35 protein-coding genes, 2 tRNA genes and 1 pseudogene are annotated in these 25,161 nt (G+C 61.8%); 20 read left to right on the top strand and 18 right to left on the bottom strand.

All coding sequences use genetic code 11. The features are described from left to right. Positions 1-11 precede the first annotated feature (11 nt). From GPA10_RS22360 to GPA10_RS43420, 15 genes are all read right to left on the bottom strand, one after another. Positions 12-350 carry a hypothetical protein gene (locus tag GPA10_RS22360; RefSeq protein ID WP_246259556.1) on the bottom strand — a complete coding sequence of 113 codons (339 nt, stop codon included), beginning with the start codon at positions 348-350 and terminating at the stop codon, positions 12-14. Between the two features lie 100 nt (positions 351-450). Next, positions 451-1,053, bottom strand: coding sequence for a phage tail tube protein (locus GPA10_RS22355; RefSeq protein WP_157167050.1), 603 nt, complete (start codon positions 1,051-1,053; stop codon positions 451-453). Between the two features lie 67 nt (positions 1,054-1,120). Further along, entirely contained in the window at positions 1,121-1,510 is a 390-nt protein-coding gene (locus GPA10_RS22350; protein WP_157167049.1) for a hypothetical protein, read from the bottom strand. Beyond that, a complete protein-coding gene (locus GPA10_RS22345; protein WP_157167048.1) occupies positions 1,507-1,896 on the bottom strand; it encodes a hypothetical protein in 390 nt (129 codons plus the stop codon). The genes GPA10_RS22350 and GPA10_RS22345 overlap by 4 nt, the downstream gene beginning before the upstream one ends. Further along, positions 1,896-2,225: a hypothetical protein gene (locus GPA10_RS22340; RefSeq protein ID WP_157167047.1), complete on the bottom strand. Its 330-nt coding sequence runs from the start codon at positions 2,223-2,225 to the stop codon at positions 1,896-1,898. Before GPA10_RS22340 ends, GPA10_RS22345 begins: the two co-directional genes overlap by 1 nt. Then, positions 2,212-2,427: a hypothetical protein gene (locus GPA10_RS22335; protein ID WP_246259554.1), complete on the bottom strand. Its 216-nt coding sequence runs from the start codon at positions 2,425-2,427 to the stop codon at positions 2,212-2,214. Before GPA10_RS22335 ends, GPA10_RS22340 begins: the two co-directional genes overlap by 14 nt. Before the next feature lie 195 nt (positions 2,428-2,622). Beyond that, positions 2,623-3,714: a hypothetical protein gene (locus tag GPA10_RS22330; protein WP_157167046.1), complete on the bottom strand. Its 1,092-nt coding sequence runs from the start codon at positions 3,712-3,714 to the stop codon at positions 2,623-2,625. A 111-nt stretch (positions 3,715-3,825) separates the two neighbouring features. Continuing rightward, on the bottom strand, positions 3,826-4,356 hold the full coding sequence (locus tag GPA10_RS22325; RefSeq protein ID WP_157167045.1) for a hypothetical protein: 531 nt from the start codon (positions 4,354-4,356) through the stop codon (positions 3,826-3,828). A gap of 46 nt (positions 4,357-4,402) precedes the next feature. After that, on the bottom strand, positions 4,403-5,848 hold the full coding sequence (locus GPA10_RS22320) for a phage portal protein (protein ID WP_157167044.1): 1,446 nt from the start codon (positions 5,846-5,848) through the stop codon (positions 4,403-4,405). Positions 5,849-5,862: 14 nt separating this feature from the next. After that, the gene (locus GPA10_RS22315) at positions 5,863-6,876 is read right to left on the bottom strand and encodes a phage terminase family protein (protein WP_246259552.1); all 1,014 of its coding nucleotides are present in this window, start codon (positions 6,874-6,876) and stop codon (positions 5,863-5,865) included. Further along, on the bottom strand, positions 6,771-7,475 hold the full coding sequence (locus GPA10_RS22310; protein WP_246259549.1) for a hypothetical protein: 705 nt from the start codon (positions 7,473-7,475) through the stop codon (positions 6,771-6,773). The genes GPA10_RS22315 and GPA10_RS22310 overlap by 106 nt, the downstream gene beginning before the upstream one ends. Before the next feature lie 16 nt (positions 7,476-7,491). After that, positions 7,492-7,914 (bottom strand): phage terminase small subunit, encoded by a 423-nt coding sequence (locus tag GPA10_RS22305; protein ID WP_246259547.1) that lies wholly within the window; start codon positions 7,912-7,914, stop codon positions 7,492-7,494. Between the two features lie 262 nt (positions 7,915-8,176). Continuing rightward, positions 8,177-8,252, bottom strand: a tRNA-OTHER gene (locus GPA10_RS22300). Between the two features lie 55 nt (positions 8,253-8,307). Further along, a tRNA-Ser gene (locus GPA10_RS22295) sits at positions 8,308-8,380 on the bottom strand. A 46-nt stretch (positions 8,381-8,426) separates the two neighbouring features. Continuing rightward, complete coding sequence (locus GPA10_RS43420) at positions 8,427-8,750, bottom strand: HNH endonuclease (protein ID WP_281364818.1); 324 nt, start codon at positions 8,748-8,750, stop codon at positions 8,427-8,429. A 1,178-nt stretch (positions 8,751-9,928) separates the two neighbouring features. On the opposite strand from GPA10_RS43420, the gene GPA10_RS22285 reads away from it, so the two are divergent. The 19 genes from GPA10_RS22285 to GPA10_RS22200 all read left to right on the top strand — a co-directional run bounded on the left by GPA10_RS22285 (position 9,929) and on the right by GPA10_RS22200 (position 20,083). After that, the gene (locus tag GPA10_RS22285) at positions 9,929-10,291 is read left to right on the top strand and encodes a hypothetical protein (RefSeq protein ID WP_157167042.1); all 363 of its coding nucleotides are present in this window, start codon (positions 9,929-9,931) and stop codon (positions 10,289-10,291) included. Continuing rightward, positions 10,281-11,069, top strand: a complete 789-nt coding sequence (locus tag GPA10_RS22280) for a PD-(D/E)XK nuclease family protein (protein ID WP_157167041.1) — start codon at positions 10,281-10,283, stop codon at positions 11,067-11,069. The genes GPA10_RS22285 and GPA10_RS22280 overlap by 11 nt, the downstream gene beginning before the upstream one ends. Positions 11,070-11,113: 44 nt before the next feature. Further along, positions 11,114-11,272, top strand: coding sequence for a hypothetical protein (locus GPA10_RS22275; RefSeq protein WP_157167040.1), 159 nt, complete (start codon positions 11,114-11,116; stop codon positions 11,270-11,272). A 26-nt stretch (positions 11,273-11,298) separates the two neighbouring features. Continuing rightward, the gene (locus tag GPA10_RS22270; protein ID WP_157167039.1) at positions 11,299-12,093 is read left to right on the top strand and encodes an AAA family ATPase; all 795 of its coding nucleotides are present in this window, start codon (positions 11,299-11,301) and stop codon (positions 12,091-12,093) included. 88 nt (positions 12,094-12,181) lie between these two features. Continuing rightward, entirely contained in the window at positions 12,182-12,529 is a 348-nt protein-coding gene (locus GPA10_RS41770; RefSeq protein ID WP_198351675.1) for a hypothetical protein, read from the top strand. Between the two features lie 130 nt (positions 12,530-12,659). After that, positions 12,660-12,956 carry an endonuclease VII domain-containing protein gene (locus tag GPA10_RS43760; protein ID WP_343041218.1) on the top strand — a complete coding sequence of 99 codons (297 nt, stop codon included), beginning with the start codon at positions 12,660-12,662 and terminating at the stop codon, positions 12,954-12,956. Next, the gene (locus tag GPA10_RS22260) at positions 12,949-13,086 is read left to right on the top strand and encodes a hypothetical protein (RefSeq protein ID WP_157167037.1); all 138 of its coding nucleotides are present in this window, start codon (positions 12,949-12,951) and stop codon (positions 13,084-13,086) included. Before GPA10_RS43760 ends, GPA10_RS22260 begins: the two co-directional genes overlap by 8 nt. Then, entirely contained in the window at positions 13,058-13,459 is a 402-nt protein-coding gene (locus GPA10_RS44065) for a CHC2 zinc finger domain-containing protein (protein ID WP_425505801.1), read from the top strand. Before GPA10_RS22260 ends, GPA10_RS44065 begins: the two co-directional genes overlap by 29 nt. Beyond that, on the top strand, positions 13,383-13,985 hold the full coding sequence (locus GPA10_RS22250; protein ID WP_425505803.1) for a toprim domain-containing protein: 603 nt from the start codon (positions 13,383-13,385) through the stop codon (positions 13,983-13,985). The genes GPA10_RS44065 and GPA10_RS22250 overlap by 77 nt, the downstream gene beginning before the upstream one ends. Before the next feature lie 44 nt (positions 13,986-14,029). Beyond that, positions 14,030-14,185 (top strand): hypothetical protein, encoded by a 156-nt coding sequence (locus GPA10_RS22245; RefSeq protein ID WP_157167034.1) that lies wholly within the window; start codon positions 14,030-14,032, stop codon positions 14,183-14,185. Next, the gene (locus tag GPA10_RS43755) at positions 14,182-14,571 is read left to right on the top strand and encodes a DUF3310 domain-containing protein (protein WP_198351674.1); all 390 of its coding nucleotides are present in this window, start codon (positions 14,182-14,184) and stop codon (positions 14,569-14,571) included. Before GPA10_RS22245 ends, GPA10_RS43755 begins: the two co-directional genes overlap by 4 nt. Beyond that, positions 14,568-14,747, top strand: a complete 180-nt coding sequence (locus tag GPA10_RS22235; RefSeq protein WP_157167033.1) for a hypothetical protein — start codon at positions 14,568-14,570, stop codon at positions 14,745-14,747. Before GPA10_RS43755 ends, GPA10_RS22235 begins: the two co-directional genes overlap by 4 nt. Before the next feature lie 9 nt (positions 14,748-14,756). Beyond that, on the top strand, positions 14,757-15,563 hold the full coding sequence (locus GPA10_RS22230) for a metallophosphoesterase (protein ID WP_343041216.1): 807 nt from the start codon (positions 14,757-14,759) through the stop codon (positions 15,561-15,563). Continuing rightward, positions 15,560-16,126 carry a hypothetical protein gene (locus GPA10_RS22225; protein ID WP_157167032.1) on the top strand — a complete coding sequence of 189 codons (567 nt, stop codon included), beginning with the start codon at positions 15,560-15,562 and terminating at the stop codon, positions 16,124-16,126. The genes GPA10_RS22230 and GPA10_RS22225 overlap by 4 nt, the downstream gene beginning before the upstream one ends. Continuing rightward, on the top strand, positions 16,123-16,329 hold the full coding sequence (locus GPA10_RS22220; protein WP_157167031.1) for a hypothetical protein: 207 nt from the start codon (positions 16,123-16,125) through the stop codon (positions 16,327-16,329). The genes GPA10_RS22225 and GPA10_RS22220 overlap by 4 nt, the downstream gene beginning before the upstream one ends. 100 nt (positions 16,330-16,429) lie before the next feature. Next, positions 16,430-16,870 carry a hypothetical protein gene (locus tag GPA10_RS22215; RefSeq protein ID WP_343041215.1) on the top strand — a complete coding sequence of 147 codons (441 nt, stop codon included), beginning with the start codon at positions 16,430-16,432 and terminating at the stop codon, positions 16,868-16,870. 556 nt (positions 16,871-17,426) lie between these two features. After that, the gene (locus GPA10_RS22210) at positions 17,427-17,618 is read left to right on the top strand and encodes a hypothetical protein (RefSeq protein WP_157167029.1); all 192 of its coding nucleotides are present in this window, start codon (positions 17,427-17,429) and stop codon (positions 17,616-17,618) included. A gap of 9 nt (positions 17,619-17,627) precedes the next feature. Continuing rightward, positions 17,628-19,451 carry a DNA polymerase gene (locus GPA10_RS22205; RefSeq protein WP_343041214.1) on the top strand — a complete coding sequence of 608 codons (1,824 nt, stop codon included), beginning with the start codon at positions 17,628-17,630 and terminating at the stop codon, positions 19,449-19,451. Between the two features lie 371 nt (positions 19,452-19,822). Continuing rightward, on the top strand, positions 19,823-20,083 hold the full coding sequence (locus tag GPA10_RS22200) for a hypothetical protein (protein WP_157167028.1): 261 nt from the start codon (positions 19,823-19,825) through the stop codon (positions 20,081-20,083). A 207-nt stretch (positions 20,084-20,290) separates the two neighbouring features. Here GPA10_RS22200 and GPA10_RS22195 read toward each other — a convergent pair whose 3' ends face one another. From GPA10_RS22195 to GPA10_RS22185, 3 genes and pseudogenes are all read right to left on the bottom strand, one after another. After that, positions 20,291-22,021, bottom strand: a complete 1,731-nt coding sequence (locus GPA10_RS22195) for a recombinase family protein (RefSeq protein ID WP_157167027.1) — start codon at positions 22,019-22,021, stop codon at positions 20,291-20,293. A 148-nt stretch (positions 22,022-22,169) separates the two neighbouring features. Continuing rightward, positions 22,170-22,325, bottom strand: a pseudogene (locus GPA10_RS22190) (nitrate reductase); the annotation flags it as partial. A 212-nt stretch (positions 22,326-22,537) separates the two neighbouring features. Then, entirely contained in the window at positions 22,538-23,770 is a 1,233-nt protein-coding gene (locus GPA10_RS22185) for an MFS transporter (protein WP_157167026.1), read from the bottom strand. A gap of 165 nt (positions 23,771-23,935) precedes the next feature. Here GPA10_RS22185 and GPA10_RS22180 point away from each other — a divergent pair, with 165 nt between their 5' ends. After that, positions 23,936-25,108: an ROK family transcriptional regulator gene (locus tag GPA10_RS22180; RefSeq protein WP_157167025.1), complete on the top strand. Its 1,173-nt coding sequence runs from the start codon at positions 23,936-23,938 to the stop codon at positions 25,106-25,108. Positions 25,109-25,161 lie beyond the last annotated feature (53 nt).

The following is a 25,161-nucleotide window of genomic DNA, read 5'->3' as shown; positions in this document are numbered from 1 at the left end:
GACAGCTCGCGTTAGTTTCCCGTTGCCTCGTTGATCTTCTCGTTGAACTCCTGGAAGTCACGGATCGTCGGCTTAGCCTTCCGGTACTCCTGCCACTGATCCTCACCCAGAACGATTCGGACGGCTTCGAAATCGCTCTCCGCGAAAACCACGTCCACCGGGTAATCGAGCGGAGACGGCAGGTGATACGTCGTGCCGTTGTGGTGCACAGTTACCGCTGCGCCTGTGACCTCAGCCTGAGCGGCGTCGAGTTCGGCATCAGCGTCGGGCAACTCGGATTCGACGACTACGACCTCATCGGCCGGCGCAGCAGGCTTGCGGGCAGTGGTCTTCTTGGCAGAAGCAGGCATGGGGACTCCAAGGGGATGAGGGCAGCAAAAAGGGCCTCGCTATGAGGCCCTGGTCAGGTGAAGGAGGCCGGGGGCAAGTCTTTCCCGGCAGGAGAAGGAATCAACTGCCCGACGCGGGCGGTATGGAGGTAGTCATATTCTGATTCGTCAGGACGTAGCCGAGACCGCCGTTACTGTCCAGCGCATCAATGGTGAGCTGGTACTCCTGGTTGGCGTTCCGGACGAGGGTGATTGCGCCGCGCTCCTGGATCATAGACCGCGGAATAACCACGCGGCTGAGTGTGTCTCCCTGGCCCCAGTCCACCACGAGGGATATCTCCTGCAGAGCGGGCGTGCTGGACAGGTCCAGGCGCCACGTATTCGCGGTACCACCGCCCTCGGGTGTGACTGCCACCCAGTTGGCTCCGAAGAAGAGCTCGGTTGTGTTGATATTGGTCTCGGCAAAAGTTGCCTGCACGGTGAACGTGGCGGCAGAGACGTTGAACAGAACTGGCACGGCTGACTGCCAGACATTGACAGGATCGGCAGTCACCGTAGGGGTAATCACGACGCCCGCGTCTGATACGTAGCCGAGGGACTTGTAGCCGTCCGGGGGAGTCTTGCCGTCACCGACTGTGGTGGGCAGCTTGGCGCCCACGGCCGGAGTGACGTAGACGGCTCCCTTGGGGGCGAATCGAATCTTCGAAGGGTCGTTGTTGGCCATGTGGGCTCCTCTGGGGAAATAAAGAAAGGCCCCGAAGGGGCCGTCAGGGTGGGGGACTGGGGGCGCGTCAGTCGTCGGTCACGAGGTACACCGAGACTTCGCCCGTGTAGGCGGCCTCAAGTGACTGCATGTCGGGGTGCCACTTGGGTGCGTCTTCCTCGCGGACATCGAGCACCAGGAGCCCGCCGAGGCTCTGCCCGGGGAGCTGCTCAAGCAGGTACTCGCGCACGGTGTAGGCCAGGTCGCCGGCCTCGGCCGGGCTCGCGCCGTACACGTCGTAGACCACGTACATGCGATCGGCTCGGTCCCGTGTGCTGCGGTAGCCCCCGGAGTGCATGAGGTAGACGGTCGTCTCTCCGACGCTGCGGCCAACGAGGGTGCCGGTGACCGCACTTTGCGGAATCTCGGGGATCGACCTGAGGTAGGCGACCAGGAGGGGGATCGGGTCGGCTCTCACTCGGCTCGACCCTTCTGCAGGGCCGTCCGCAGGTAGAGGCGCCCAGCGTGACGGCGTCCGGCCGGGTCGCGGTAGCCGCGCTCCTGGAGCATCGCGTGCCGGGCCTTCTCGTTCTCCTCGACGACCACGTAGCCCACCCACTCATCCCCGACTCGTTCCACATAGGGGTGGATGTTCTTCTTGATCGAGTACGCGTCAGTCTTGACGTGCGGGCCGCGGGGAGCGGCCTTGACCATGTCACCAGCCATCTCGGAGACCTGAGCGACGAGGAGAGCCCGCACCGAGTTGGAGAGCAGCACCTTGCTCTCGAAGCCCATGTCGGTCTCGAAGGTGAAGTCCTTGGTCCCGTAGCGGATGTACTGCTTTCCGCGCTTCGGAGTAGCCATCACTTCGTCACTCCTCGGACGTGGATCATCGTGTACTGCCGGGAGCCCAATTTCCATTTCCAGGGCTCACCCTCGGGTGTCCAGAGTTTGTCTTGAAACGCAACCTGGTCGGATGAGTCCACGGCAATGTTGCCGGGAAGGTAGATGGTTGCCTTGTTAGTGGTGGTCTCTCGAACGGGCGTTTCCGCCTTGTGGGACCTGAGATAGGGGACGCCGGCGCCCAACCCGGACCAGACAACGGTATAAGTGTCCCAGTCGCGGTGATGACCGTAGGCATCCGCTATCAACGGGCTGCGACGAATCTCGATGTAGTCGCTAAACAGCGCCATCCTGATCCCCCTTGGGAATGGACAGGGAGATCGTGGACAGGCGCTTCCGGTACTTCGACAGCATCGACTTAGCGGCCCGAGAAAGACCAGAGTCGTACGCCGACTGCGCGTACTGGACCTGGAGGTCGCCGGTTTTCTCCATGACGGTGCCCGGGGAGACGGAGAGCCAGCGGATTACCTCGGAGCAGACAGCGGCCTTCACGGCTCCTGGCACAGCCGCCCATTCAGGCTGTCGGAAGTCTGTCCCGCAGTAGTCGCACACGAGAGCGCTTGCGTCTTCCAGCAAGGCGACTGCTCGTGTGGCCTCTGCTTCATCGGCGAAGGGTCTGCCGAGACGAGACACTACGTCTTCACTAGTCGCCAGTGACATATGCCCCTCTGTCGCAGATTCAAGAGTTTAGGCAGCAGAAAGGGCCTTCTCTGTGATGGAGACCTTGAGTCCGCGGACGAATCTCTCGCCGATGACTGTGCCCCGGACCGCGTATGCCGGGTCCTCCTTGATGGTCGCCAGGCCATACATCGTGTCCAGTCCAATCGTGTCCATCTTCTTGCCGTAGTCGTAATCGACCAGCATCCGTGTTGCGATGCCATTGACGTTTTGGACGGAGCCAGTGACCGCACCCATAGGCAGGGACGGGGTCGCGGAGACCAGTAGCATCGCCGACTTGTGAAAGAGATACATCTCAAGACCGAAGGAATTGTGCACCACGATGTCGAAGCCGTAGATGCGGCCGACAGTCGCGCGACGCAAGGCATTCGTATCGCCGGAATAATCGACGGCAACAAACTCCGGGTCCTTCAAGAGGATCGACTCCACCTCGGGACCGGCGATCAGGTAACGCTCGGAGGTCGGGACCAGGGCGAGGTTCATGTTCATGCGTGCGTCGACGAGAGCGGCACGTAGGGCGAGAGCGCGGGCCGACATGTTCGCAGCGGTGCCGTCCGCCAGAGGAATCGTTACTTCAACATCACCGCCAACTGCCTTCTTCTGTGCAGCGGTGAGGTTCGCACGGCTGATGTTGGCCTTGATGAAGGCCGCAACCGTGTCATCGAAGTACTCCGCGTAACCCCGGGTGAGCTTGCTGAGGACCTGGGACCCGAAAGTCTTGAGGTCGAACGCCACCTGCTCCATCCCGAGCGCGGTCGACGACTGGGCGAGGGTCGTGAGCTGTACCGGAAAGCGGGTCTCGGTGACGAACCCAAGCGGCGGCCGGCGATCAGCGTCGGGCAGCGGCCGGTCAGTTGCCGCGGCGAACACGTTGGTGTCGCCGGTGATCGGGTTCTTGATCGGCGCGGAGATGCCCGACTCCTGAACCGGAATGCCTCGCGACTCGCGATTGACATTGATCACGTCGCCGACGCCACCGGTGAAATTCAGCTCGCTGTATCGAGCCGGAATGCCACCAAGAGTGAGCTGACGGTCCAAGATACCGAGCGCGGCAATAGTGACCTGTCGGGGGTCCAAGTTAAAGTGATGCTGAGTAGCCATGCAGCCTCCAGAGGGCATGAAAAAAGCCCCCCGGGAGGGGCTTCTTCGCGCGCTGTGAGGCTGTGCTAAAGAACCCCTCTACAAGAGGGCTGAGCGTTAAAGGGGAGAGGCTTAGAGGAAAGACCCGCCTGCGATGAAGTCGGCCAGTTCAGTGGGGTCGGTGCTGGCAAAGTCACCGTTGCCGCCCTTGTTGTGGCCGGCTCCTTCGAGGTGAGGGAACCCCGAGCCGGAATTCTGCTTAGGCAGAGAATCAATGAACGACTTGACCGCATCCGAGTTCGGGCGGGAGTCGTCCCCCGTGAATCGGTTGAGATCCAGGAACTCAAGGCTCGGCAGCTCGGCGCCGGCAGAGACGGCCTGAAGTCGAAGCTCAGCCGTCACCAGCTCCGTAGAAACCTCACCGAGGGCGGACGTCCGGCCCTCGCTCTTGGCGGCCTCAATGGCGGACTGCTGAGCGTCCTTGAACTGCTGAAGCTCCGTGCGGGTGCTGTTGTAGTTCGCCTCGTTCTGTCGAGAGATTGCCTTCCAACGGTCACGATCTGCGGTGACCTCTTCCAGAGTCGGGTCGTTGTTAGGAGCCGGAGGATTACCCTCGTTGCCCTGCTGGCCGTTCTGGTTGTCGTCGTTCTGCTGAGTCGTCATACGCGATTCCATTTCGGATAGGACCTATCGCCATTTCGGCAGGTCGTTACTTGGCCTCGTTGATCTTGCGGGCAGCGTTGCCGCTGTTGCCCTGCGGAGGCTTATTGGGGTTGGGCTTCTGTTCCTGCGGCTGCCCAGGTACCTGTACCTGGGGCTGAGGCCCGAGCTGCTGTATCTCGGCCTGTGCCTTTGCGTCCTCCTTCCGCATTTCGCGGAAGTCGGAAATCTGGGCGGCGCTGAAGCCAGCCTCAAACCACAAGAACTCAAGGGGCACATCAAGCTGCTTGAGCTTGAGAAGTGCATCAATGTGTTGGGCTTCTGTCCTGTATTCGGGGTCCTTCCAACGCGTCTCCGTGTCGAAGGCATTGCGTCGCTTGTCGTTCTTGACCGCGAAACAGAGTCGGATGACTCTCTCCCATGCCTCACCGAAATGAAGCATGCGTTCCTTGACCTTGGCCACAAGTCCGGCTTCCGCTGAGATAATGGCCTCGCCACTTGGGGTGTTGGACGAGTTCACCAGGAAGTAATGGCTGGGGACTCTGGATACAGTCGCAAGGTGCTGTACCAGGAGATCTACCAGAGAGACATAGTTCGCCAGATTGGCGGCTTCAAAGGAGCCGAACTTAGCGCTCGGGTCTTCGGCTTGGAGTAGCTTGTCTGCCCCGACGTCGTAGGGCTCGACCGGGTTACCGTTCGCGTCCTCTACGATTTCCAGGCCGGTCACGTAGCGCTGGGGGAAGGCCGCGAACTCGGAAGCCGTCAGAGCGTCCATCACGGTCTTGTTGATGGCGTCCTGAATCGGGATGCAGTTGACGAGTTCAGAGACCGGCTCACGCCCGAGACGAGAGCGGTTCTCGAAGGGAACGACCGGGACCAGGCCCAAGGGGTTCTTCTGCTTGGTGCCGTTCTCCCAATCCGTCTCGCCGTAGGCGACCTCGTAGACGTACTCCTCAGTCCACAAGGTGACCTGCTGCCGGCCCCACGCATCCATCTCGAAGCGGGCCGCGGCCTCCAGCTCCCACAGAGAGCCGGCCTTGTACGAGACGGCTATGCGGTCCCCGGGGACCGGGGTAATCGTGGGCTCGCCCTTGGCGTCCGCCCAGACAACCACGTAGCTGCGGCCAGTGATCAGGGCCTCAAGGTGGACCGCGGTTGAGTAGGCATCCATCCCGTTGCGCTGCCAGAACTGGCGGGCGTCGGTGCCGTCGTCCTCGCCAGGGATACGGAATGAATCGACGTGGAGACGTTCATTCGTTGAGTCCACGATCGTGCCGCAAAAATTGTCCCGCCACTGATCGAACACGTCCCGGAAGGCGCTCTTGTAGCGGGCCTGAGAGAAAGCGAACTTCTGCTGATCGCCCTCGTAGTACCGGCTGTACTCCTGCGACGGGTGAAGTGGGCCAGGAACCTTGCCGTACAGGTACATCAGCCACTCTTGCGGCTTCGACGGCTTACCTATGAAGGCAGTATGCGAGCCGGGGGGGACAATCATAGGCGGGCTCCTTGCTAGAAGCCCACTACACGGCTCCTACGTATTTTCATTCGTCCATCCGCGATCGCATCTGCTCTGGCTTCCAATCCGAGTACGGCGCACACGGCAAGGTCGATCTTGCGTTTAGATCGGGGGCTGTCTTTCTGAATGAGAACTCCTTGCGGAACTTCCCGAGTTACAGCGTTGAGGACGTGGCGGGTAAGGCGGTGATCTCCGTCATGCTTGAGATCGCGAACCATGACGGCCGTGCGAAAACGCTCGACGGCCTGAACCATCCGAGTAGGCTTGCTCGTCCAGTACTCGAATACGGTGTCGTCGCCGTGTTCCATGGCCCATCGGCCGATAGCTTCCTGCCAATACGGCGGGTCCGCATACATCCATGCGACGCGGTACGTATTGAAGGCGTTATGAACTGCGGCCTCGACCGCGAGAACGTCGACTTCCCATTCGTCAGGAGCGTGCTCCGGGCGTTCCCATACTCCGATCACGAACAGCTTTGCGTCTCGCAAACGGACTCCGCAGATTCCTGTTGCGTCTCCGCGGATCGACCCATCGAAGCCAATTGCGATCTGGTCGCCGGGCTTGATGGGGTCCTGGTCGTCGGCGCACGCGTCCCACTCGACCTTGGACATCCACCCATCGGAAGACTCCGCGATCCGGTTGCAGTAGAACCGGAGATAGGTGGAATCGGGGGTGGTGCGGTCGTAGAGGATGGTTCGAGTCAGGCCGTTAATGTCGGCCCAGGTAGCATCTCCGTACGCCTCAATGAGGGCGGCGCGAACCTTCTCCTCATCCCTCAATTCATCTGGCTCGATGACGCCTTCGAGGCAGTCATACAGCCACAGACCCATCTCGACCATTGCCGACTCGTGGATCTGCTGAGCAACCGAATCTTCATTCGGATTGTAGGCGTTGGTTGTGGTTACCCACCTCGCACCAGCGGCAGTGAGCTTTTCGACATTACGCTTGAGGGTTTGGAAGAATTCCGGACCGCCATTCGAACCGACCCAGTGATGGACTTCATCCATGAGTACGAATTACGCATCATCCGGGCCCCAGCAGACGAATCCACTGGGGCCCGGACAAAGGTCGGGCGGTTCCCCTCGTTGGTTCGCCCAGACGTCGACTTAGGCTTGATCGATCCAGGCTTGCCAGACTTGAACTGGATGACAGCCTTACCGATGTCGAGGCCGTATTCCTTTTCTGCGGGCGACTCGGACAGACAGCCTCGAATGAACTCCATGGTCTGTTCGGTCTGCTCATACGCCGTGGCGCCAACCTGCACGGTGGGCAGGGCAACAGGCTTCGCTACCGGTAGGCCAAAGGCGTTGTAGTGACTGAATCGGCAGGGGCCGATGAACTCAACGATTGCGAGCGTGGCAAGGAGAGGCGTTTTCCCCCAGCCTTTTCCGCGGCGCAGAGTGGCCGCCGCGTACTTCCACGTTCCATCGGGGTTGATGGCATAGAACCAAAGGACGAAGCGGAGCTGTTCCTTCGTGAACTTCCATGACTCGCCGGCGCGGTCGCCGTCCGGCTGTACGATGTACTTGCTGCACCACCGAATGACCTCGTACCCCAAAGTTTCCTTGGGGGAGGGAACGCCCTCAGGTAAATTACCTGTCTGCAAGGGCACTCACCTCTATTCAGTCGTTCAGGAGCCGGTACAGCTCTTCATCTAGGTCTGTGGTGACAGGCTCCGGAGACGAGTCGTCCTCGGGGTCCTGGTCCTCGCCCTTGAGGGACATCCGGAGTCGAGCGCGGTCCTCGACCGTGCCGCCCCACTTGGCGGTTCTCTGCCGAATCTCACCGGCGAGCTTGTTGTCTCCCTGGTAGAAGCCATCCACCAGACGCGTAGTGATTTCCAGCTCAGCCCAGTCGGTCTCAACCCAGCTCTGTGTCTGGGGAGCTGTGGACCAGGTCTTCCAGAACCTCTTGGCACCAGCAGTCTGGATGCCGAGCCCACGGGGGAGTTCCCGGCCTGGCTGGGCGCTGGCTTCTAGCTCTTGGGCGTGCTCGTGGCTGTTGCGGCGGACCGCGTTCGGTTTCGGCTGCGGTCCTCGGGTCACGGAAGCCTCACCGCATCGAGGTCGATCCCGTAGAGGTCGCCCAGCTCCTCAAGCTCGAAGAGCGCATCCTGACGCCATGAGCGCTTGGACGCCTTGCTCGCGCGGCGTCTGGGCGCCTCGGGTGCGCAGAAGTCGTAAGGGCAGTCAACGCACCTGCCGTTGCAGGTGGGCATGGGGGACCTCCGAAGGTCAGAGCGTAAAGAGAGGGGGGGAGGCCGCCCGCGGGGGAGGGTGGGGGCGCCTGAAGTAGAGGAATGGTGGTTGGTGTGTCCGGCCGGATTTGAGCCGGCGTTGCCTCCCGGAAGAGGAGGAGTCCTAAGCCGCTGGACGACGAACACCGTGCCTCTGTCCCCTGATCAGGGAGAGTTTCAGCACCTACGGGAGCTACCCGTATGGCGGGTGCGGGAGGGCTCGAACCTCCCGAGCGGCCCTCATGGCCGCCGCCCTTCCAACGAGCGACGCACCCCAGCTCTTGCGCCTGGACCTGGGCCAGCTGGGCTCGACAGCTCGCGTCACGGCCGGTCCTCTGTATACGTCTTGTATTTGTGGCATGCCCTACACAAGGTCCAGAGGTTGTCTGGCTCCCAGGAGCCGCCGCGGGATACCGGGACGATGTGGTCCACCTCAAGGTCCTCCCGGGCGCCACATCGCTGGCAGGTGAAGCGATCACGAACAAGCGTTCGGCTCCTTCGTCTGGACCAATCCCTTGGTCGGTCCGCGTTTCGAGCACTTGTTCTATTCCAGCCCCTACGCGCTTGGTGATCCTGACATCTACCGTCAGTAACCGCCGGAGCGACGCAGCCCGAGTTCAGGCATATGGATTTAGCCCTTGGCATATGCCTTCCTTGCGTCTCTGGGCCCCGGCCGGCTGCTGTTCTGGCGGCCGGGGCCAACCCTCTGGGCACCTGGTCAGAAGCGCGTTGCCTGCGCTGACACACCCGTCGGGGAACTTGAAAGTTCGTCTATCGAGGGAGCGGGTTCCATTGCTCCGTATCCGTAGAGATACGGGGAGTGATGCATGTACGCTGTAGAGGAAAAGAGGAGTTAAGAACCCTCACCAGCCCTTCACATCTGTGGTTCAATCACTCGTTTCGCGGTCGCTCTCTCACTACAGATGTCGGTGTCAACGGCCCCCGGCTGGGACGCAGTTGACGCCTGGTGAGACCCACGTCACACTCTTGCGATTCGCCTAACGCGTCCTCTATGTCAAGACGTAACTTGATTTCGCGACAGCCCCTCGGTACGTTGGTGGCACCCATTCGAGAGGACCATCACCCCCAATGACTAAGCTGCCTGACAATGCGACCCTGCAGCGATTCTTTAGGGAGGGGGCGTCCGATAAGGACATTGCTAGAGCGTTCGGTTGCTCGGTACAAGCGGTTAACGCTCGTTTCATGGCGATGGGTCTACAGCGGCTGCCGTACACAAAAACGGCCGCCGCCATTCTCGAAGTTGCATGGCCGTCTAGCGAATTCCCACGGGCACGCTTCAGCCGCTACAACCGGGCTCGCGATCTGATCACGTTTATCCGGTGGAGGCTAGGTGACCCTAACTTGACCGCAAGCCGGAAGCATCGGGTGAACCAGTTCGTGAAGCGCTTGGAAGACGAACGAGTTGTGCTCGCGCTTGACTGGAGCAAAGAGAACCCGTGGCTGTTCCTGCCCCGGGAGGAGTCGGACGGTCGGCGTGCGATCCGCTGGCCGGAGGGGCGGGAGCTACCCAAAGGGCTCCACCTGGAGGCTATTACACTGCCTTCTGACCCGTTTCGCCCCAAAAAGCCCTCGGAGCCTAATGCTTAAACGCATTCACAACGGACATTACGGTGCCTCTCACGTCTGACGTGAGAGGCACTCTGTGTTTCCTTTACCATCTCTTGACCCATCAGACTGCAACCATCCCACGGGGTTTGCGCCCCGAAAACGCGGCTATTGCCGTCGCAGTCTCAACCTGTATGGTGAAAGAGGAGGGACCGGGGGCCTCCACTTACATGACTGAACCGAGCGCGGGGAACAGAGTGAGAGAACAGCTCGAATGGGTGGGTGGGATCTCCGAGGAAGACCGCAGGGCGCACGACTGTCAGGGCACCTGGGACGCGCAAGCAGTCAAGATCCGGGCCGACTACAGGACTCTGGGCGTGCTGATCCTCTACACGCGGGGGACCGCAACCGAGTGGGTGGACCTCATAATCTCGGACCTGGCTCTCGAATTGCACACTGCGCAACGGATTCTCGCCCTGGAAGCGGAGCTGGGGGCCCGCCTCCCCGAGCTGGAGATAGCCCGCACTTGGCATGGTCACGGCCATGCCGAGATCCTCGGTTCCAGTTCTTTCACCATCATCAGACTGAGCAACTTAGGAGCAAGGCCCATTGAGCGCTGACGATCAACCGCGGTCGGTCTCGCAGACGGAGCAGTACGAGCAGTGCGCATGGCGCTGGTACCTCAGCCGCATCGAGCGCGTCAAGAAGAGACCGGCCGCATGGTCTTGTCATGGGACGGCCTTTCACACCGCCGCCGAGGCGTGGGAGAGGTCGTCTCGCACGTTGCGGGTGGACGAGGTGGCAGAGATTTTCCGCGACCAGTACACGGAGCTGGTGAACTCGGCCTTGGAGGAGGAGCCCGACACGAACCGATGGCTGGCGGCCGGCCGATACTCCGGAGGCGAGGACATCGAGCGCCGTTACAGCTTGGGCCTGGAGCAGACGCGCGCCTACGTCGAGTGGAGCAAGGCAGCACGGCCGGACATCTGGACGACACCTGCGGACGAACCAGGCCTGGAACTCTCCTTCATGGTCGAGCTGGGGGGCGTCATGGTGCGCGGCTTCATTGACCAGGTCCTGGACGAGGGTAACGGTTCGGTGAGGGTGCGCGACCTCAAGACCGGGTCCATGAAGTCGAAGTTCCAGCTGCAGACGTACTCCGTGGCGGTGAGGAAGCTGTGGGGTCTGCCCGTCGACAAGGCTGACTGGTACCTCGCCAGGGACGGGCGTCTTTCCCGACCTGTCAAGGTGGGGACGGTGACAGAGGAGGAGATCGGCCAGAGGTATGCAGACATGGATGCGGGCGTGAAGCGCGGAGACTTCCCCGCGGCCCCCGGATTCAGCTGTCAGTTCTGCGACGTGTCCCACAGGTGTATTTTTTCTTCCCAAAAAACTTGAAACTGCGACGCGCCTGACCTAGCTTGGGAGTGAGGGGAACGCGCATGCAAGCGATTGCGAAGGACCTGATATGCGGTGAGCTCTCGTACGACGGGACCCGACTCGTCGAGATCTCTGGGGCTGTGGCCCTTGGTAGCGGGGAGATCGAGAGTGACAGCGACCGCGAGACTACCCGGCAGGTGCTCGCGTACCAGGAGGTGTAGCCATATACAGCCTTGCACAATCGGTCTTGGCGAAGGGAGCGGCTGGAGAGCCGCTCCCTTCGCCGTATAAAGGGCTAGCACGTCATGAGGTCGAGTTCCGCCGAGGCGAGTTTTCGCTCATCGCGGCCGGCCCCGGCACCGGCAAGTCGCTGGTCGCACTCAACTTGGCGCTGCACGGCAACGTCCCGGTGATGTACTTCAGTGCCGACAGTAATGCATCAACGCAACTCAGCAGAGCTACTGCCATCATCACGGGGGACGATATCCGTGATGTGAAGCTGAGGCTTCTGGCTGACGATTTCGATGAGTACACGGCCATGCTTGCGAAGCGATGGTGGATTCGCTTTGACTACAACGCCCGGCCTACGATTGCGGACATTGAGCTGAACCTTCGAGCCTACTTCGAGGTGTTCGGACTCTTCCCGCACCTGATCCTCGTGGACAACATTACGAACGTGGTGGGTGAGACGCCGGTCGGCGACGCCGAGTCCTTCACATTCGGTCTGGAATCCCTGTCGGAGTGGATGTCCGATATGGCTCGGGTCACTGGCGCTCACGTTCTTGCTCTGCACCATGTCACGGGTGAGCACAGCGACGGACTCACCCCCATCCCGCTGTCGGGCGTGAAAGGCAAGATCGCTCGTGTTCCGAATGTGGTCCTGACGATTCACAAGGAAGTGGACGAGATGGGCGGTGTCATTTTGCACATCTCGGACGTGAAAAACCGGGAGGGTTTCGCTGACCCCTCGGGTGGGACGTTCAGCAGCTACGTCTTCAACAGCTCGTCCATGCGAATCACGGACATAGACGACACCCTCTGAGTGAGATAGGCCACAAGGTCACGGATTCAAAAAACTTGAAACTGCGACGTGGTGCGTCTATGTTGAAAGTAGGAAAAGGGGTGGGGAAATGAAAAGGACTTACGGGTACAGCCTTGAGCGGGAGATCGTGGATGTCCTCCTCGAAGAGAACCCCGGCATCTCGCACAGCGAGATCCAGGATGCTGGTGGGGGCGCAGTCGCCCTGATTCTCACGGTGGAGGAGCCGTTGAGAATACAGCTAAACCGTTTGGCCACGGAGCTCCGTTTTCATTCTCGGCACGGCGCTGCTCAGGCAGTCGCGGTGAGCGTGGCCGCAGCGAGCGGGCCGGCATGGAAAGTCCTTTCCCTCCCTGATCTCCAGAAGCTGACTGATGAAGCAGTCGACCTTAAGAGCCAGTTCAAACTTGAGGCGGCGCTCAGGCCCTGTGCCCGCTAAACCTCGCTCAGGGTACCGCTACTGCGCGAAGTGCGAGAAGAACAGAGCAGTGCGGTTCTTTACGCCCAGAGGCCGAGTGTGTTCGACGTGCAGAAGAAAGACTCGCAGAAACGCATCACACGAATCACGGGTGACCACCACCTATGGCCTGGGGAAGGGCGAGTATCAGGCCCTCATGGAATACCAGGGCGGCGTGTGCGCTATCTGCCGTGAGTCTCGGCGTTACCGACTGGACGTCGACCATGACCACAAAACCGGCCTGGTTCGAGGACTCACGTGCCGCCTGTGCAACCGGGGAATCCTGCCGAAATCCAGAGATAACCCCGAAACGCTGCGCAATGCCGCTGACTACCTAGAAGATCCCCCAGCGGTCCGGTTCCTCGGGCCGCGTTTTCATGTGGATGTGAGAGAGGCTAGCGATGAGTGAACCATCTCTGAAGATCGACTACCGCAAGTGGCGTGGCGAGAAGGAATTCATGGGCTGCGCCAACCGACAGTACAACTTTCCCGTCCATGTAAGGCGCATCGGTGAGCCGGCCCCGCAGAGCGGTCAATAAGCCTCCGATTGCTGACGTGCTGAAGCACTACTACTCGATAGACGTGAAGCAGCGGGCAGGGTGGCGAAAGATTCCCTGCCCGCTGCATGTCGACGAGAACCCTAGCGCTTCCGTTAGCACCGAAAAGGAACGTTGGAACTGTTTCGTCTGTCAAGTCACTGAAGACAGCCTTGACGTCATCATGCGAGAGGAAGGAATTGGCTTCAGAGACGCCCAGGCATGGGCACATTCCAGGTTCGGTGGAGGCAGCGAAAGAATACTTCCATCAGTTCAAGGAGAGTCCAGCCGAGGAGTACATCAAAGCCCGGGGACTGGCCGGCGTAGCGGAGCAATTCACCCTGGGATACGTCGGTTCGGCTCTGACTGGGCATGAGCAGCGAAAAGGGATGCTGGTACTCCCGTACCTGCGGCCCGCGGGTGGTCCACACGCAGTGGCCACGATCCGATTCCGCTGCATAGCCAACGAGTGTGTGAAAGACGAGGAAGGCGCCTACCTCGCCCCCACCCGCAAGGAAAATCACCGCGGACACGGGAAGTACTTGACCCTCCCCGGAGACATGCCCCGGCTGTTCAATACCCCCTCACTCACTATCGACACGCCATTCGTTGTCATCACAGAGGGCGAGTTCGATGCGATGGCGTGGGAGTCCGTGGAGGTGCCTGCCATCGCGTATCAAGGAACCTCGTCGTGGCGTGATCATTTCACACTTCCGCTGCTTGGATTCGGAACCGTCTACGTCATCGCTGACGGGGACAAGCCCGGTATAGAGGCCGCCGAGAAGCTGGCCGCGCAGCTGCCGAACGCCAAGGTCATCGTTCTGGGTGACGGTCATGATTCGAATTCTTACCTGCACAAGTTCGGGGCTGCTGCTCTGCGAGAAAGGATCGGGCTGAATTGAAGTCAATCTGGGAACCAGGCACCAGGGTCCGAGTACGAGCAACCGTGAGTGACTCCACCGCGGGCCTGACGGGAGTCATTGAAGACGTTCAGTACTCCCAGCAGAGTAACTCTACCTCTGTCCTGCTCGATCTCTTCTCAGGAACTCCTGTCGAGAAGATCGGCGCCTTCTTCCACGACCACGAGTTGGAGACCGAGTGACCTACGAGATCGGTGATCGAGTCATCATTTCTGCGCCCTCTACTTCTTACGTCACGAAGTTCGCGGGGAAGCATGGGACCGTCACAAGTGTCGGATGCGGGGAAGAGTACGAATATGAGGTGACGCTGGAAATCGGGACACCCCTCCTGTTCGCAGCTTATGAACTGGAGCGAGCCGCGGATGGCGTGAACGATCCGAGCCATTACACGTGGCTCCCCGACGGTCTCGAAGTCATTGACATCGCCGAGCTGCTCAGTTTCAGCCTCGGCAACGTTGTGAAGTACGTGCTCCGGGCTGGGCGTAAGACAGATGACCCGCTCACGGATCTTCGTAAGGCCGCTTGGTACATCAACCGCGAAATCAACCGTCTGGAGACGACCGCATGAATCTCATTGAGCACGCCCGCGCCATCGAGGCCGCAATCCAGAATGCCTATGCCGACGGATACGAGCTGGACAACGGCAGCGGCGAACCCATCCGGGAAATGGACCTGAACGAGGTTGGCGCGAGGGTTCTGCAGGATTGGTCCTCCATCGAACTCCCGGAGCCGACCTACTACTGAGGGAACTATGTGAAGCGAATTGTAGTAGTTTCAGATGTTCAGGCGCCGTTCGAGGACAGGCGTGCGCTGAAGAATGTCGTCAAGTTTATCGGAGAGTACCAGCCCGACGAGGTTGTCCAAATCGGTGACCTAGTGGACTATCCCGCGCCATCCCGCTGGTCCGCAGGAACCAGGGCCGAGTTTGCTGGCGGTGTTCTCCGTGACTCGCAGTACGCCGTGGACAATTTCATCGCACCAGTCAGCGAAGTTTTCAGTGGCCCGAAGAAGATACTCAAGGGAAACCACGACGAGCGGCCCGAAAAGTACTTGATCAGCAAGGCGCCAGCCCTCGGTCACGAGGACACCGCATACCGGATGGAGACCCTTCTCCAGCTCGAAGCGCACGGCTGGGAGCTGGTGCAGCCCTACCACCCCATCGCCCCGGGCTGGGCAGCCATCCACGGGCACGAGTCCCCAGGCCTCAACGCCGTCGCCGGGCGAACAGCAGCGGCCAAGGCCCGCAAGGCGGGCGTCTCCATTGTCATGGGCCACACCCACCGGCTTGCCATCTCCCCGGAGTCCACGGGATACGGCGGGAAGCTGCGGACGATCTACGGCTTCGAGGTCGGACACCTCATGGACGTAAAGCAGGCGGGCTACCTCAAGAACGGCCCGGCCAACTGGCAGCGAGGGTTCGGCATCCTGTACGCCGGCAAGTTCGGCGCGACCCCCCACGCCATACCTGTTGAGGACGACGGCTCTTTCGTAGTGGAAGGCGTGCGTTACGGGAAGATCAAGCGCGGCCCTCAGGGGCGTTTTGCGAAGGGCAGTGCATGACGGAAATCGACTGGGAGGCCCTGGAGCCCCTAGCCGAGAAGGTAGCCCGTGAGGTCGCTGGTAAGTGGTCGATCGTCGAGGCCGACGATGTAAAGCAAGAGATCCTACTCCATGCCCTCCAGGAGAAGCACATCATTGCCGAATACCTAGGCAATGAGGAACTCCTTCGCAGGGTCTTTTGGACCGCAGGCCGGCGATATGCCGCCAAGGAGCGGGCCTATCTCGATCTGATGGACGACCAATATTTCTACACCCCTGAAGAAGTGCGTGGGGTAATGCGGTCCTTCATCTACACCGATGCTGAGGTGTCCCAGCAGATAGGCAAAAAGGATGACCTCACACGCTGTGTCATCACGGACAACATTCTCTCCGCGCGGCTGGATGCCGAGCAGAGCATCAAGCGCCTCACCCGTGACTACCAGGAAGTCATCATGCGGGTTTTCGTCTACGGGCTGACGCCTGCTGACGCCGCAGACCGCAAGCGCGGGTACAGGGCAATCGATGCCTTGACCGCCGAAATGAACCGCAACATCCGAACCGGCAGGCAGAAGGTAACCACATGATGACTCTCAAGACGTACTCCTCCGGCGATGACCGCCAGTTCGCTTTTATTCTTTCCTTCGACGAAGGAGAAGGGGGAGCGAAGCTGACTTTGACCCGAGGCTCGGAAAGCGTCTTCGTCGAGCTCACGCCGAAGGACCTCAAGGCTCTGCACGGTGCCGTAGGCGATGCGCACTACAACTCGTACGACGCTCCCCAGCTCTGAGAGAAAGGACGCCTGCGTGAGTTACCCGGACCCATTCGACGAGCGCTCTCCCTGGGACGAGAATCCTGCCACCCCGCCCCCCAAGAACAAGGAATCGCCTGTGCCCTCTGCTCCTACCGGACCTGCGCCCTTCGAGATCGGCTTCACCCTCAAGGCCAACGGCGCCCACGGAGCCGAGTGGATGACTTCCCGCGTCAGCGGCCACGAGGCCAAGGAGACCGCTCAGCGCGGCGCCGAGCTGCTGACTGCACTCAAGGCCGAGGGGCTCATGGAGCTCACCCCCAAGGCGGCCGAGTACTTCCGCGGCCAGTACAAGGGCGGTGCTGGTGACCAGGGCGCCGGCGCCGCGCCGAAGCGGCTCAACAACGGTCGGGTTGAGCAGGACACCGCCACCCCGAGGACTGTCGGGGACGACTGCCCCCACGGCCGGTCACTCGTGTCAAAGGCCAACTGGACGGCCCTCTTCTGCGACGGGCCTGACGGAGGCAAGTGCGAGCCGCTGTGGAAGCAGAAGGACGGCTCGTTCAAGGCAAACAAGTAGCGCGACGTTGATGGGGGGCCAGGGAAGATTCTGGCCCCCCATTTTCCGTGGGAGCAACATTGAAGTACATCGCGTACGCCGCCACGATTGGCCTCCTCATCGGTAGCGCAGTTGCCTGCCGTGCATACGTCCCTTGCGTGACGCGGGGGCTTTCTGGAGCGGCGGAAGTCCCTGTCAGATGTGCAACGAGGGATGGGAAGTGAGCAACCCGATCTTCTTCCTTATAGGCGCAGTCCTCGGGTACGGCATCTACCTACTCACCTGGCGAAAACCGTGATCAACCTCAATGATGTCCTGGTTGAAGGGTTGGACAACGGCGGAGCCGAACTCTCCTGCATTCTGTGCAGTGAGGTAATCGCCGTAGGCGGGTGCGCCTGCTGCGAGGGAAATCAAATCACCCTGCACGATCTCGTCTCAGTAGTCCCAGACCATGTTTGCAAGGAGCTCTAGTGTACGACCCGGCTGACCTTCTTAGCGTTCTTCTGCTCGGCTTCATTCTGGGCGCCGTTTCAGTGTTCTGCGCTCTCGTGGCTATCGGACGAAAGGCAGGCCGCTGATGGCCGAGAAGATCCGCATCACCGTAATCACGGAGTACATCCCAGACCTGGAGCATTACCCGGATGCCGAGACGGTAGCCCAGGCGGCCGAGTTCGACGAACGGGAGAACCCTTTTGTGGAATTTCCTGACGCGTATCTCGACGATCCAAGCGAAATTGTTTCTGTGAAGTACGAGATCATACCTGTCTGAGGAGGATGAGTGAAGGTCCTGCATTACAAGTTCAGGCGACAGATATTGCGAATCAACGTCGCGGAAACTTCTTGGGACCTTGACCGTTTTATCGACTTCATCGAAGCAAACCCTGTCCTCGGATTCGATACGGAAAGTACCGGATTGGACTGGTGGAACTCTGATCGCGGATTCCGTATCCGCCTAGCCCAGTTCGGCAACGGGGTGGAGAGTTGGGTTCTCCCAGTGGAGGTCAACGCTCAGTTCAAGGCCGCTGCCATCTGGGCGCTTCGTAAAGCCGAAAGGCTGATCGCTCACAACGGAACCTTTGATCAGCACGTCAGCGAACGGACTCTCGGGGTCACTCTCGAAGAGCTGGCGCCAAAGATGCTTGACACGAAGATCTTCGCCCATCTCGTTGACCCTAGGGGCGTCAAGGAGTTCGGGCCAGGAGCCAAGCTCGAAGAGCTAGTGAAGTACTACATCGACCCCGTCGCGGCCAGCGAGGTTAAGGGCTCGATGGCTTCCATAGCCAAGCGGTACAAAGTCAAGAAGGCAGAGATTTGGCCACTGGTCGAAACGTGGGACGAAGAATACCTTCTCTACGCAGGCACTGACCCGATCTGGGCATACCGGCTGCTGCACGTCCTCATGCCCAAGGTGCCGGCGCGCTCACGGGCGAGTGGCCTGATTGGGTGGGAGCACCGCCTCGCACACGTTACAGCCCTGATGGAGCGGACGGGCTACCTCGTTGATGCCGAGTACGCAGCGATGCGTATCGCCGAGTTGAAGGCCGAGGAAGAGCAGTGGGTCGGGGTCGCAAGTCAGTGGGTTGAGAACATCAACTCCGACAAGCAACTGATTGAGGCTTTTCATCGCCTCGGCTTCAAGCTCACGAAGAAAACAAAGAAGGGCAACCTGTCGGTTGATTCCGAAGTACTGGACTCCATCGATCACCCACTGTCCGAGGCTGTCAAGAAGGCAACCAAGGCCGCGAAATGGCGAAAGACCTGGTTTGAAGCCGCCATTAACGGCATGGACTCTCAGGGGCGCGTACACGCGTCAATGAATACCCTGGGTGCCAGGACAGCCCGTTACTCCATCTCGGGAGCCATTGCGGCACAGACGTTCCCGGCTAAGGACGGATATGTGCGGCATTCGTTCATAGCTGAAGAGGGACACGTGACCGTGTCTATTGACTTCGGAAATATGGAGTTGCGGGTTATGGCCTCAGCCTCGAATGACCCGGTGATGCTTGAAGCGTTCCACGCGGATGAGGATTTGCACAACATCACAGCCATAGCCGCATTCGGCCCTATGGAGCCAGGTCAGAAGAAGCACAGCAAGCGGGCAGCGGGTAAGGGCACCAACTTCGCTATCGGATTCGGAGGCACGTGGCGCGCTGTCACAGATGGATTCGGCGTGCCTGAGGAAGATGCGAAGCGGGCTGTTGAAGCCTTCTGGTGCACCTATCTTGGTGTCGCCAAGTTCGCTGAAAAGCTGAAGGGCGATGCGCGGCGGACGGGATACATCTACACCGCGACAGACCGACGTCTGCCTGTAGACCGGAGACGTCTCTACTCGGCGCTCAACTATTACATCCAGTCAACTGCCCGGGATATAACGGCGCGAGCAATCCTGCACCTTCACGCTGCCGGCTTCACTCCCTGGATGCGCCTACCGGTGCACGACGAGATTGTCTTTTCCTTCCCGAGGGAGCGGGCTGCCGAGCTGACCGAGAAGGCGGCCCGGATCATGGAGTTCACGTTCAAGGGCCTGTTGATTCCCGCTGACGGTGAGATCGGAGACCGGTCGTGGGGCTCGGTCCTGGACCTCGAAGACAGCAAGCACTAGGAGAGCGAATGAAGCTGAGCGAACTCATAGCCGATGCCGGGCGGACCATGAAGGAATTCGGTGACGTTCCGGTGATTGTCCCAGACCCCGGGTGCGGCTGCTGCCGGGACTACGTATACAACCCGGCCGAATCGCATGTCGAAAAGAACAGCCGGGGATGGGACGAGAAATATCAGGCTTCTGGTCCTATCCCCGTCGCATTCGTGGTGTCCTAAATCGATGTACGTGGACGAGTGCACGTATGTGCAAGATGGCGGCGACGACTGCCATTGCTGTCAGAATACGGACGACACCCAGTTCTACGACTGGGATGGCGTAGCTAGCTGGCTCTGCGCCGATTGCGCAACAGACCAAGAGGCGGAAAGGATCGAATGAACGAGAAGAACGAGGCCGAAACCCTCATGGCGCAGCTCGAAAGTGAGATGGCCCTTGCCAACTTGGTCAAGCGAGGCGAATACGCGGCTGGCATCGCCGTCCTGTCCGGAGACATCCTGAAGTCTGCTACCGCGGCCGGCGTCCCGTACCGCATGGCCGAAGAGATGGCTGGCGACTTCTGGAAGGCCGAGATGCTGGCGGACACCGTGGCTGCCCTCATCAGGGATGCGTCGCTGGAGGACGAGGCTGAGCAGTAGGGAAGCCCCCGCTTAGCGTACTGTCGACTCTCCGGAAATAGTCAGAAGGCCCCCTCCTTAGAGGGGGCCTTTTATGCATCTCAAGGAATCTCTTGGATCGAGATACCGCCGTCATCACTCAGGAAGACTGTATGGATGCTTTGTGGCAGCTGATTGCCGAGCTGACCGTGAAGTACGCCGATGTACTGAAGCGAGGCGACGAAAAGACTAAGCCCCTAGCGTGAGGTCCTTTGACTTTGGCGGAGGAGGTACCCACAAAGGCCACATCACACATTTCGTCTTTGGGTCCCTGCCTCGGTTCACCCTGATCTCTCGTAGTACCTTCCTCAGCATCCGTCTGCGGTCTGCGTGATCTGCTACGTCCCAAAGCGCTAGGACTGAAGAAAAAGCACTGGCTTCAGGCTTATCAATGATCTGTGGCGTCTCCGCCAGACGCCTTTTGATCTGGGCGCCCTCCATTTGGAGGGCGCTCTTTTCTGTCTCAAGCTCCGCCCTTTTCCGACGTGCGGCGTCCTTGCTGATCAATTCATCCAGAACAGCTTCGGTAAGCTGGTCCTCCCTGGCTCGGACCTTTTTGAGGTCGTGCTCTATGCCCTGGAGGCGGATCTGGTCATCGCCGTACCCGTCGTCGCTTGACTTTGCGGCCTGCACCTGCGCGATGCGCGCCGGCACGGTGGCAGCGCCCTCAGGGTCGGACTCTGCCTGTTCGGCGAGCCATTCTTTCACCGATTCCTCGGCAACCTGCAGAGTGACGTACACGCCGTTCGTGGGGCAGTCTTTGAACTTCATGTGTCGCGTGCAGCGGAACAGGATGTCGAAGGGGTCAGGATTACCATTTATCCATGGACGCTGAACTTTCTTAGCCCTCAGGTATGAGTGCATCTTGTAGCCGCAACCCGGGCACGTCAGTGAGCCAGAGACGGAGTACTTCGCTGAATGGTCGTGATTCTTTTTGTCACTGTCCCGCCCCGCAAGACGTCGCGCAACGTACGCATCCCATATCCGCTCGCACTGCACTTCGTCTTCGTAGATAGCTTCGTGCTTACCCTTGTAGTACAGAAACGCGGTGATGTCCCGGTGTGCGCTCTTCCGCACGATCTTCGTGGTTCCATCGTCCCGGGTGATGACCTTGTGTTTCTCCTCTGGAAGCGTGTAGCGAACGAATCCTAGAGCGAAACCTGAATCGAGGATCGAATACAGATCGCCGGCGTCAATCTCTCTACCGGTCCAGTTCACGATTTTTTGCTGCCGCAGCCACAGGACGAGGCTACGTGTCGAAACTTGGTCGATCGCGTAGCTTTCGTAGAGGCGCCGATAGATAGCCCGGTATGAGCGCTGACGCTCGTCGAGTTTGAGTACCCCTTCCTTGCAGTTCGGGCACTTCTCCATAGGCTCCCCCTTCTCCGGAGGAGGGCACGAGTCGCACCGATAGTAGCCAAACCTGCCACGCGTGCCCCCACCGTGCGGGAGGCCCTTGATCTTGCGACTTTCGATCGCGTCCTTCCACTGATCCGACTTCTGGTTGGACTCCAGCTCAGCGATGTTGAGCATCTGAGCGATGGCAAATCGCCCGATGGTGGTCTTTCCGTCGAAGTCCTCACGAGCAGCGCGCACCTCGATGCCGTAAGCCATGAGGTCGTCAAGATGTTGGAGAGACTCCTTAAGGTTTCGCCCGAAACGCGACCAAATCCACAGAATCAAGACATCGAACTCGCGGTTCCGGGCCATCTCCTTGATGTCCTCGATTTTGCGCTCTTCGAAGCCGCGCCCAGACTCGCCCAGATCCATGATCGGCTCTAGAACGACGTCGATGTCGTTGGCATCTGCCAACTGCTGAGCGTGGCCCACTTGAAGTTCAGGGCTTATCATGTCGGGCCGAGCGACGGAGACGCGGACGTAGATGATTCCGCGCTTTTTGCGCCGGAACGTGCCTGGCACGTCAGTGTTATCGGGCCGCAGTCGTATCGGGGCAGGTGCAGGAACCATTGGCGTCACACTTTCAAGTTTACGGATGGATGACTCACATCCGCGCTCTCTGTGACGCGTGGCACTGGGCGAAGCCCTGGCCCACCTAGCGATGTACGTCCGGAGCGACGAACGACGCCCCGAACATCGCCACCACATGCTGGGCGCCGAGCCCGAAGGTCCGGGGCCAGGAGAGCCGTTCGTCGGGGCGGACGACGGCTCCGGGCGCGGGGGTGCGCCCGTCGCCGTGCAGTCTCCAGCGCACGCCGAGATCCATGGTGAGTTCGCTTTCTGTGCGCGGGACGAGCGGTGCCGTCGTGGGGACGCCGGTGCCGTCACGAGGCGCCTTGGCCCGCACAGGGCGCCGGTGCCGTCGTGACGGCGCTGTGTCGTCATGTCGACGAGCAGCGTCGACATGTTAATGCGACATCAGTGCGGCTTCTCCCCGGCACCCGCCCGCCCGCGCTGCCGCCCGGGGGGGGCGAGCGGTCAGGTCTTGCGGTTCACCGGGGTCACCGCCTCGTCAACGTTCGGCTGCACCGCGGGCCGCCCGTCGGTGCGCAGTACGCCCGCGAACGCCACGAGCCCGAAGGCGAGCACGGTCACCAGGCCGAAGGACACCACCAGGCTGGTCGCGTCGGCCAGGGTGCCGATCGCGGACGGCGCGATGAGGCTCGACGTGTACGTGATGGTGGCGACGCCCGCGATGGCCTGGCTGGGGTTGGGGCCCGCGCGGCCCGCGGCGGCGAACGCCAGCGGCACGACCACCGCGATGCCGAGCCCCATCAGGGCGAAGCCGGTCATGGCCACGGCCGGATGCGGCGCAAGCACCACGAGCAGTCCGCCGAGGGCCGCGAGCCCACCGCCCACCCGCACCGTGCGCACCGACCCGAACCGGTCCACCACCTTGTCGCCCGCGAACCGGGCGACGGCCATGGTCAGCGTGAAGCCGGTGGTGCAGGCCGCGGCGAGGCCCGCCGACGAGTCGAGCACGTCCTTGAGGTAGACCGCCGACCAGTCGAGGCTCGCGCCCTCCGCGAACACCGCGCAGAAGCCGACCGCGCCGATGAGCAGCGCCGACCTGGGCGGCAGGGTGAAGCGCGGCGGCGGCTCCTCGTCGGGCGCGCTGCGCAGGTCGAGTACGCCCTGGCAGGCCACGAGCCCGACCGTGGTGAGCACGGCCGCGGCGAACAGATGGTGCACCCGGGCGTCCGTACCCAGATGCGCGGCGACGGTGCCGCCCGCAGAACCGATCAGGGCGCCCGCGCTCCACATGCCGTGCAGGCCCGACATGATGGACTTGTCCATCCGGTTCTCGATCTCCACGCCCAGCGCGTTCATCGCCACGTCCGACATGCCGGAGGTGGCGCCGTACACGAACAGCGCCGCGCACAGCGTGCCCAGGTTCGGCGCGAGGGAGGGCAGGACCAGCGCGAGGGTCCACATCGCGAGCAGTCCGCGCAGCGCCGCGCGGGCCCCGAAGCGGTGGCTGAACCAGCCCGCGAGGGGCATCGCCACGGAGGCGCCGATCGCGGGGAAGGCGAGCGCGAGGCCGAGCATGCCCGCGCTGACGTCCGCGTGGTCCTGGATCCACGGCACCCGGGTCGCGAACGACCCCGCGACCGAACCGTGCACGCAGAAGATGACGGCGATGACGATCCGCGCCCGCCGCACCTGCTCCTTGCTGTAGACCTGCTGGCCCTGCGGGCCCTGTTCGCTCATCCACTCCACCCCTCACACGGTCCCGGCACCGGAACGCGCAGTAAACTATCAGGAACCCTGCCTGATAGAAGAGGCCCAGGGAACTGATTTCGCGCCGTGATGTGTCCGGCCCCCGCGGAGGGCGGGCGGTCCCGGGCGGCGCCGGCGCTGTGGAAGGATCCCGCCATGCCCGCATCACCGAGCACCGCACGGGCCATCAACGACCGGCTCGCGCTGCGTCTGCTGCAGCACGAGGGTCCGCTGACGGCGGGGCAGCTGAAGCAGCTCACCGGCCTGTCCCGGCCCTCCGTCGCCGACCTCGTCGAACGCCTCCAGGGCTCCGGCCTGATCACCGTGGTGGGCGAGACGGGGGAGCGGCGCCGCGGTCCGAACGCCCGGCTGTACGGGATAGTCGCCGACCGGGCCCATCTGGCCGCGCTCGACGTCCGCACCGAGGGCGTGTCGGTGGTCGTCGCCGATCTGCTCGGCGCGCAGCTCGCGGAGGCGTCCCTGCCGATAGACGGCGGCATCCGGCCGGATGCCGCCGTGGAGCGGGCCGTGGCCCTCGTCGAGCGCACGGCCCGCGCGGGCGGGGCGAGCAGGCTGCACACAGTGGGCGTCGGCGCCCCCGGCCTCATCGACCCGGCGACCGGTGACCTGCGCGACTTCACCTCCCTGCCCACCTGGCACCGACGCCTCGTGGCCGCCCTCACCGCACGGCTCCCGGCACGCGTCCTGGTGGAGAACGAGACCAACCTCGCCGCCCGCGCGGAGCAGCGGGACGGCGCCGCGCGGGACCACGACACGTTCGTGCTCCTTTGGCTCGGCGCGGGCACCGGCGCCGCCGTCGTCCTCGACGGCGTCCTGCGCCGCGGTGCCTCCGGCGGCGCCGGCGAGATCGGCTTCCTGCCCGTGCCGGGCACCGGCGGACTGCCCTCCGCTACCGCGTGCGACGGCGGCTTCCACTCGCTCGCCGGTTCGGGAGCCGTCGAGGAACTGGCCGCCGACCACGGCCTGAAGGCCATGCCCGGACCGCAGGAGCTGCCTGCCGCCGCGTGCGTGCGCCGCGCGGTCGAGATGGACCACGCCCCGTTCCTGGACGCCCTCGCCGACCGCGTGGCCGTCGCCGCGGCCTCCGTGGCCGCCGTCCTCGACCCCGGCTGCGTGGTCCTCGGCGGGGAGCTGGGCCGCGCGGGCGGCGAGGCGCTCGCGGACCGCGTCGGCGCGCGGCTCGCGGCGATGTCCCCGCTCCGCACCGAGGTACGGGCCACCGCGCTCGGCGGCACGGCGGTGCTGCGGGGCGCCCTGCTCACGGCGCGGGACGCGGCTCAGGATGAGGTGTTCTCGCCGGGGGCGTGAGCGGGCGGTGCGGGCCGATGGCCTCCTGGGGGGGCGGATGTCCTCTTGGGGGG

Origin of the sequence: Streptomyces typhae (assembly GCF_009755605.1) — a bacterium.
GTDB lineage: Bacteria > Actinomycetota > Actinomycetes > Streptomycetales > Streptomycetaceae > Streptomyces > Streptomyces typhae.
Note: the sequence above shows the minus strand (reverse complement) of the source record. Positions and strands in the feature narration are given on the sequence as shown.

What these genes read in the sequence shown, in the direction of transcription:
- GPA10_RS22235 (WP_157167033.1), top strand. Translation starts at nt 14,568, where the DNA reads ATGAATCTCATTGAGCACGCCCGCGCCATCGAGGCCGCAATCCAGAAT.
- GPA10_RS22320 (WP_157167044.1), bottom strand. Translation starts at nt 5,848, where the DNA reads ATGATTGTCCCCCCCGGCTCGCATACTGCCTTCATAGGTAAGCCGTCG.
- GPA10_RS41770 (WP_198351675.1), top strand. Translation starts at nt 12,182, where the DNA reads ATGAAAAGGACTTACGGGTACAGCCTTGAGCGGGAGATCGTGGATGTC.
- GPA10_RS22325 (WP_157167045.1), bottom strand. Translation starts at nt 4,356, where the DNA reads ATGACGACTCAGCAGAACGACGACAACCAGAACGGCCAGCAGGGCAAC.
- GPA10_RS22260 (WP_157167037.1), top strand. Translation starts at nt 12,949, where the DNA reads ATGAGTGAACCATCTCTGAAGATCGACTACCGCAAGTGGCGTGGCGAG.
- GPA10_RS22200 (WP_157167028.1), top strand. Translation starts at nt 19,823, where the DNA reads ATGAACGAGAAGAACGAGGCCGAAACCCTCATGGCGCAGCTCGAAAGT.
- GPA10_RS43420 (WP_281364818.1), bottom strand. Translation starts at nt 8,750, where the DNA reads ATGCCAAGGGCTAAATCCATATGCCTGAACTCGGGCTGCGTCGCTCCG.
- GPA10_RS22180 (WP_157167025.1), top strand. Translation starts at nt 23,936, where the DNA reads ATGCCCGCATCACCGAGCACCGCACGGGCCATCAACGACCGGCTCGCG.
- GPA10_RS22275 (WP_157167040.1), top strand. Translation starts at nt 11,114, where the DNA reads ATGCAAGCGATTGCGAAGGACCTGATATGCGGTGAGCTCTCGTACGAC.
- GPA10_RS22220 (WP_157167031.1), top strand. Translation starts at nt 16,123, where the DNA reads ATGATGACTCTCAAGACGTACTCCTCCGGCGATGACCGCCAGTTCGCT.
- GPA10_RS22225 (WP_157167032.1), top strand. Translation starts at nt 15,560, where the DNA reads ATGACGGAAATCGACTGGGAGGCCCTGGAGCCCCTAGCCGAGAAGGTA.
- GPA10_RS22330 (WP_157167046.1), bottom strand. Translation starts at nt 3,714, where the DNA reads ATGGCTACTCAGCATCACTTTAACTTGGACCCCCGACAGGTCACTATT.
- GPA10_RS22210 (WP_157167029.1), top strand. Translation starts at nt 17,427, where the DNA reads ATGGCCGAGAAGATCCGCATCACCGTAATCACGGAGTACATCCCAGAC.
- GPA10_RS22185 (WP_157167026.1), bottom strand. Translation starts at nt 23,770, where the DNA reads ATGAGCGAACAGGGCCCGCAGGGCCAGCAGGTCTACAGCAAGGAGCAG.
- GPA10_RS22360 (WP_246259556.1), bottom strand. Translation starts at nt 350, where the DNA reads ATGCCTGCTTCTGCCAAGAAGACCACTGCCCGCAAGCCTGCTGCGCCG.
- GPA10_RS22345 (WP_157167048.1), bottom strand. Translation starts at nt 1,896, where the DNA reads ATGGCTACTCCGAAGCGCGGAAAGCAGTACATCCGCTACGGGACCAAG.
- GPA10_RS22340 (WP_157167047.1), bottom strand. Translation starts at nt 2,225, where the DNA reads ATGGCGCTGTTTAGCGACTACATCGAGATTCGTCGCAGCCCGTTGATA.
- GPA10_RS22355 (WP_157167050.1), bottom strand. Translation starts at nt 1,053, where the DNA reads ATGGCCAACAACGACCCTTCGAAGATTCGATTCGCCCCCAAGGGAGCC.
- GPA10_RS22315 (WP_246259552.1), bottom strand. Translation starts at nt 6,876, where the DNA reads ATGGATGAAGTCCATCACTGGGTCGGTTCGAATGGCGGTCCGGAATTC.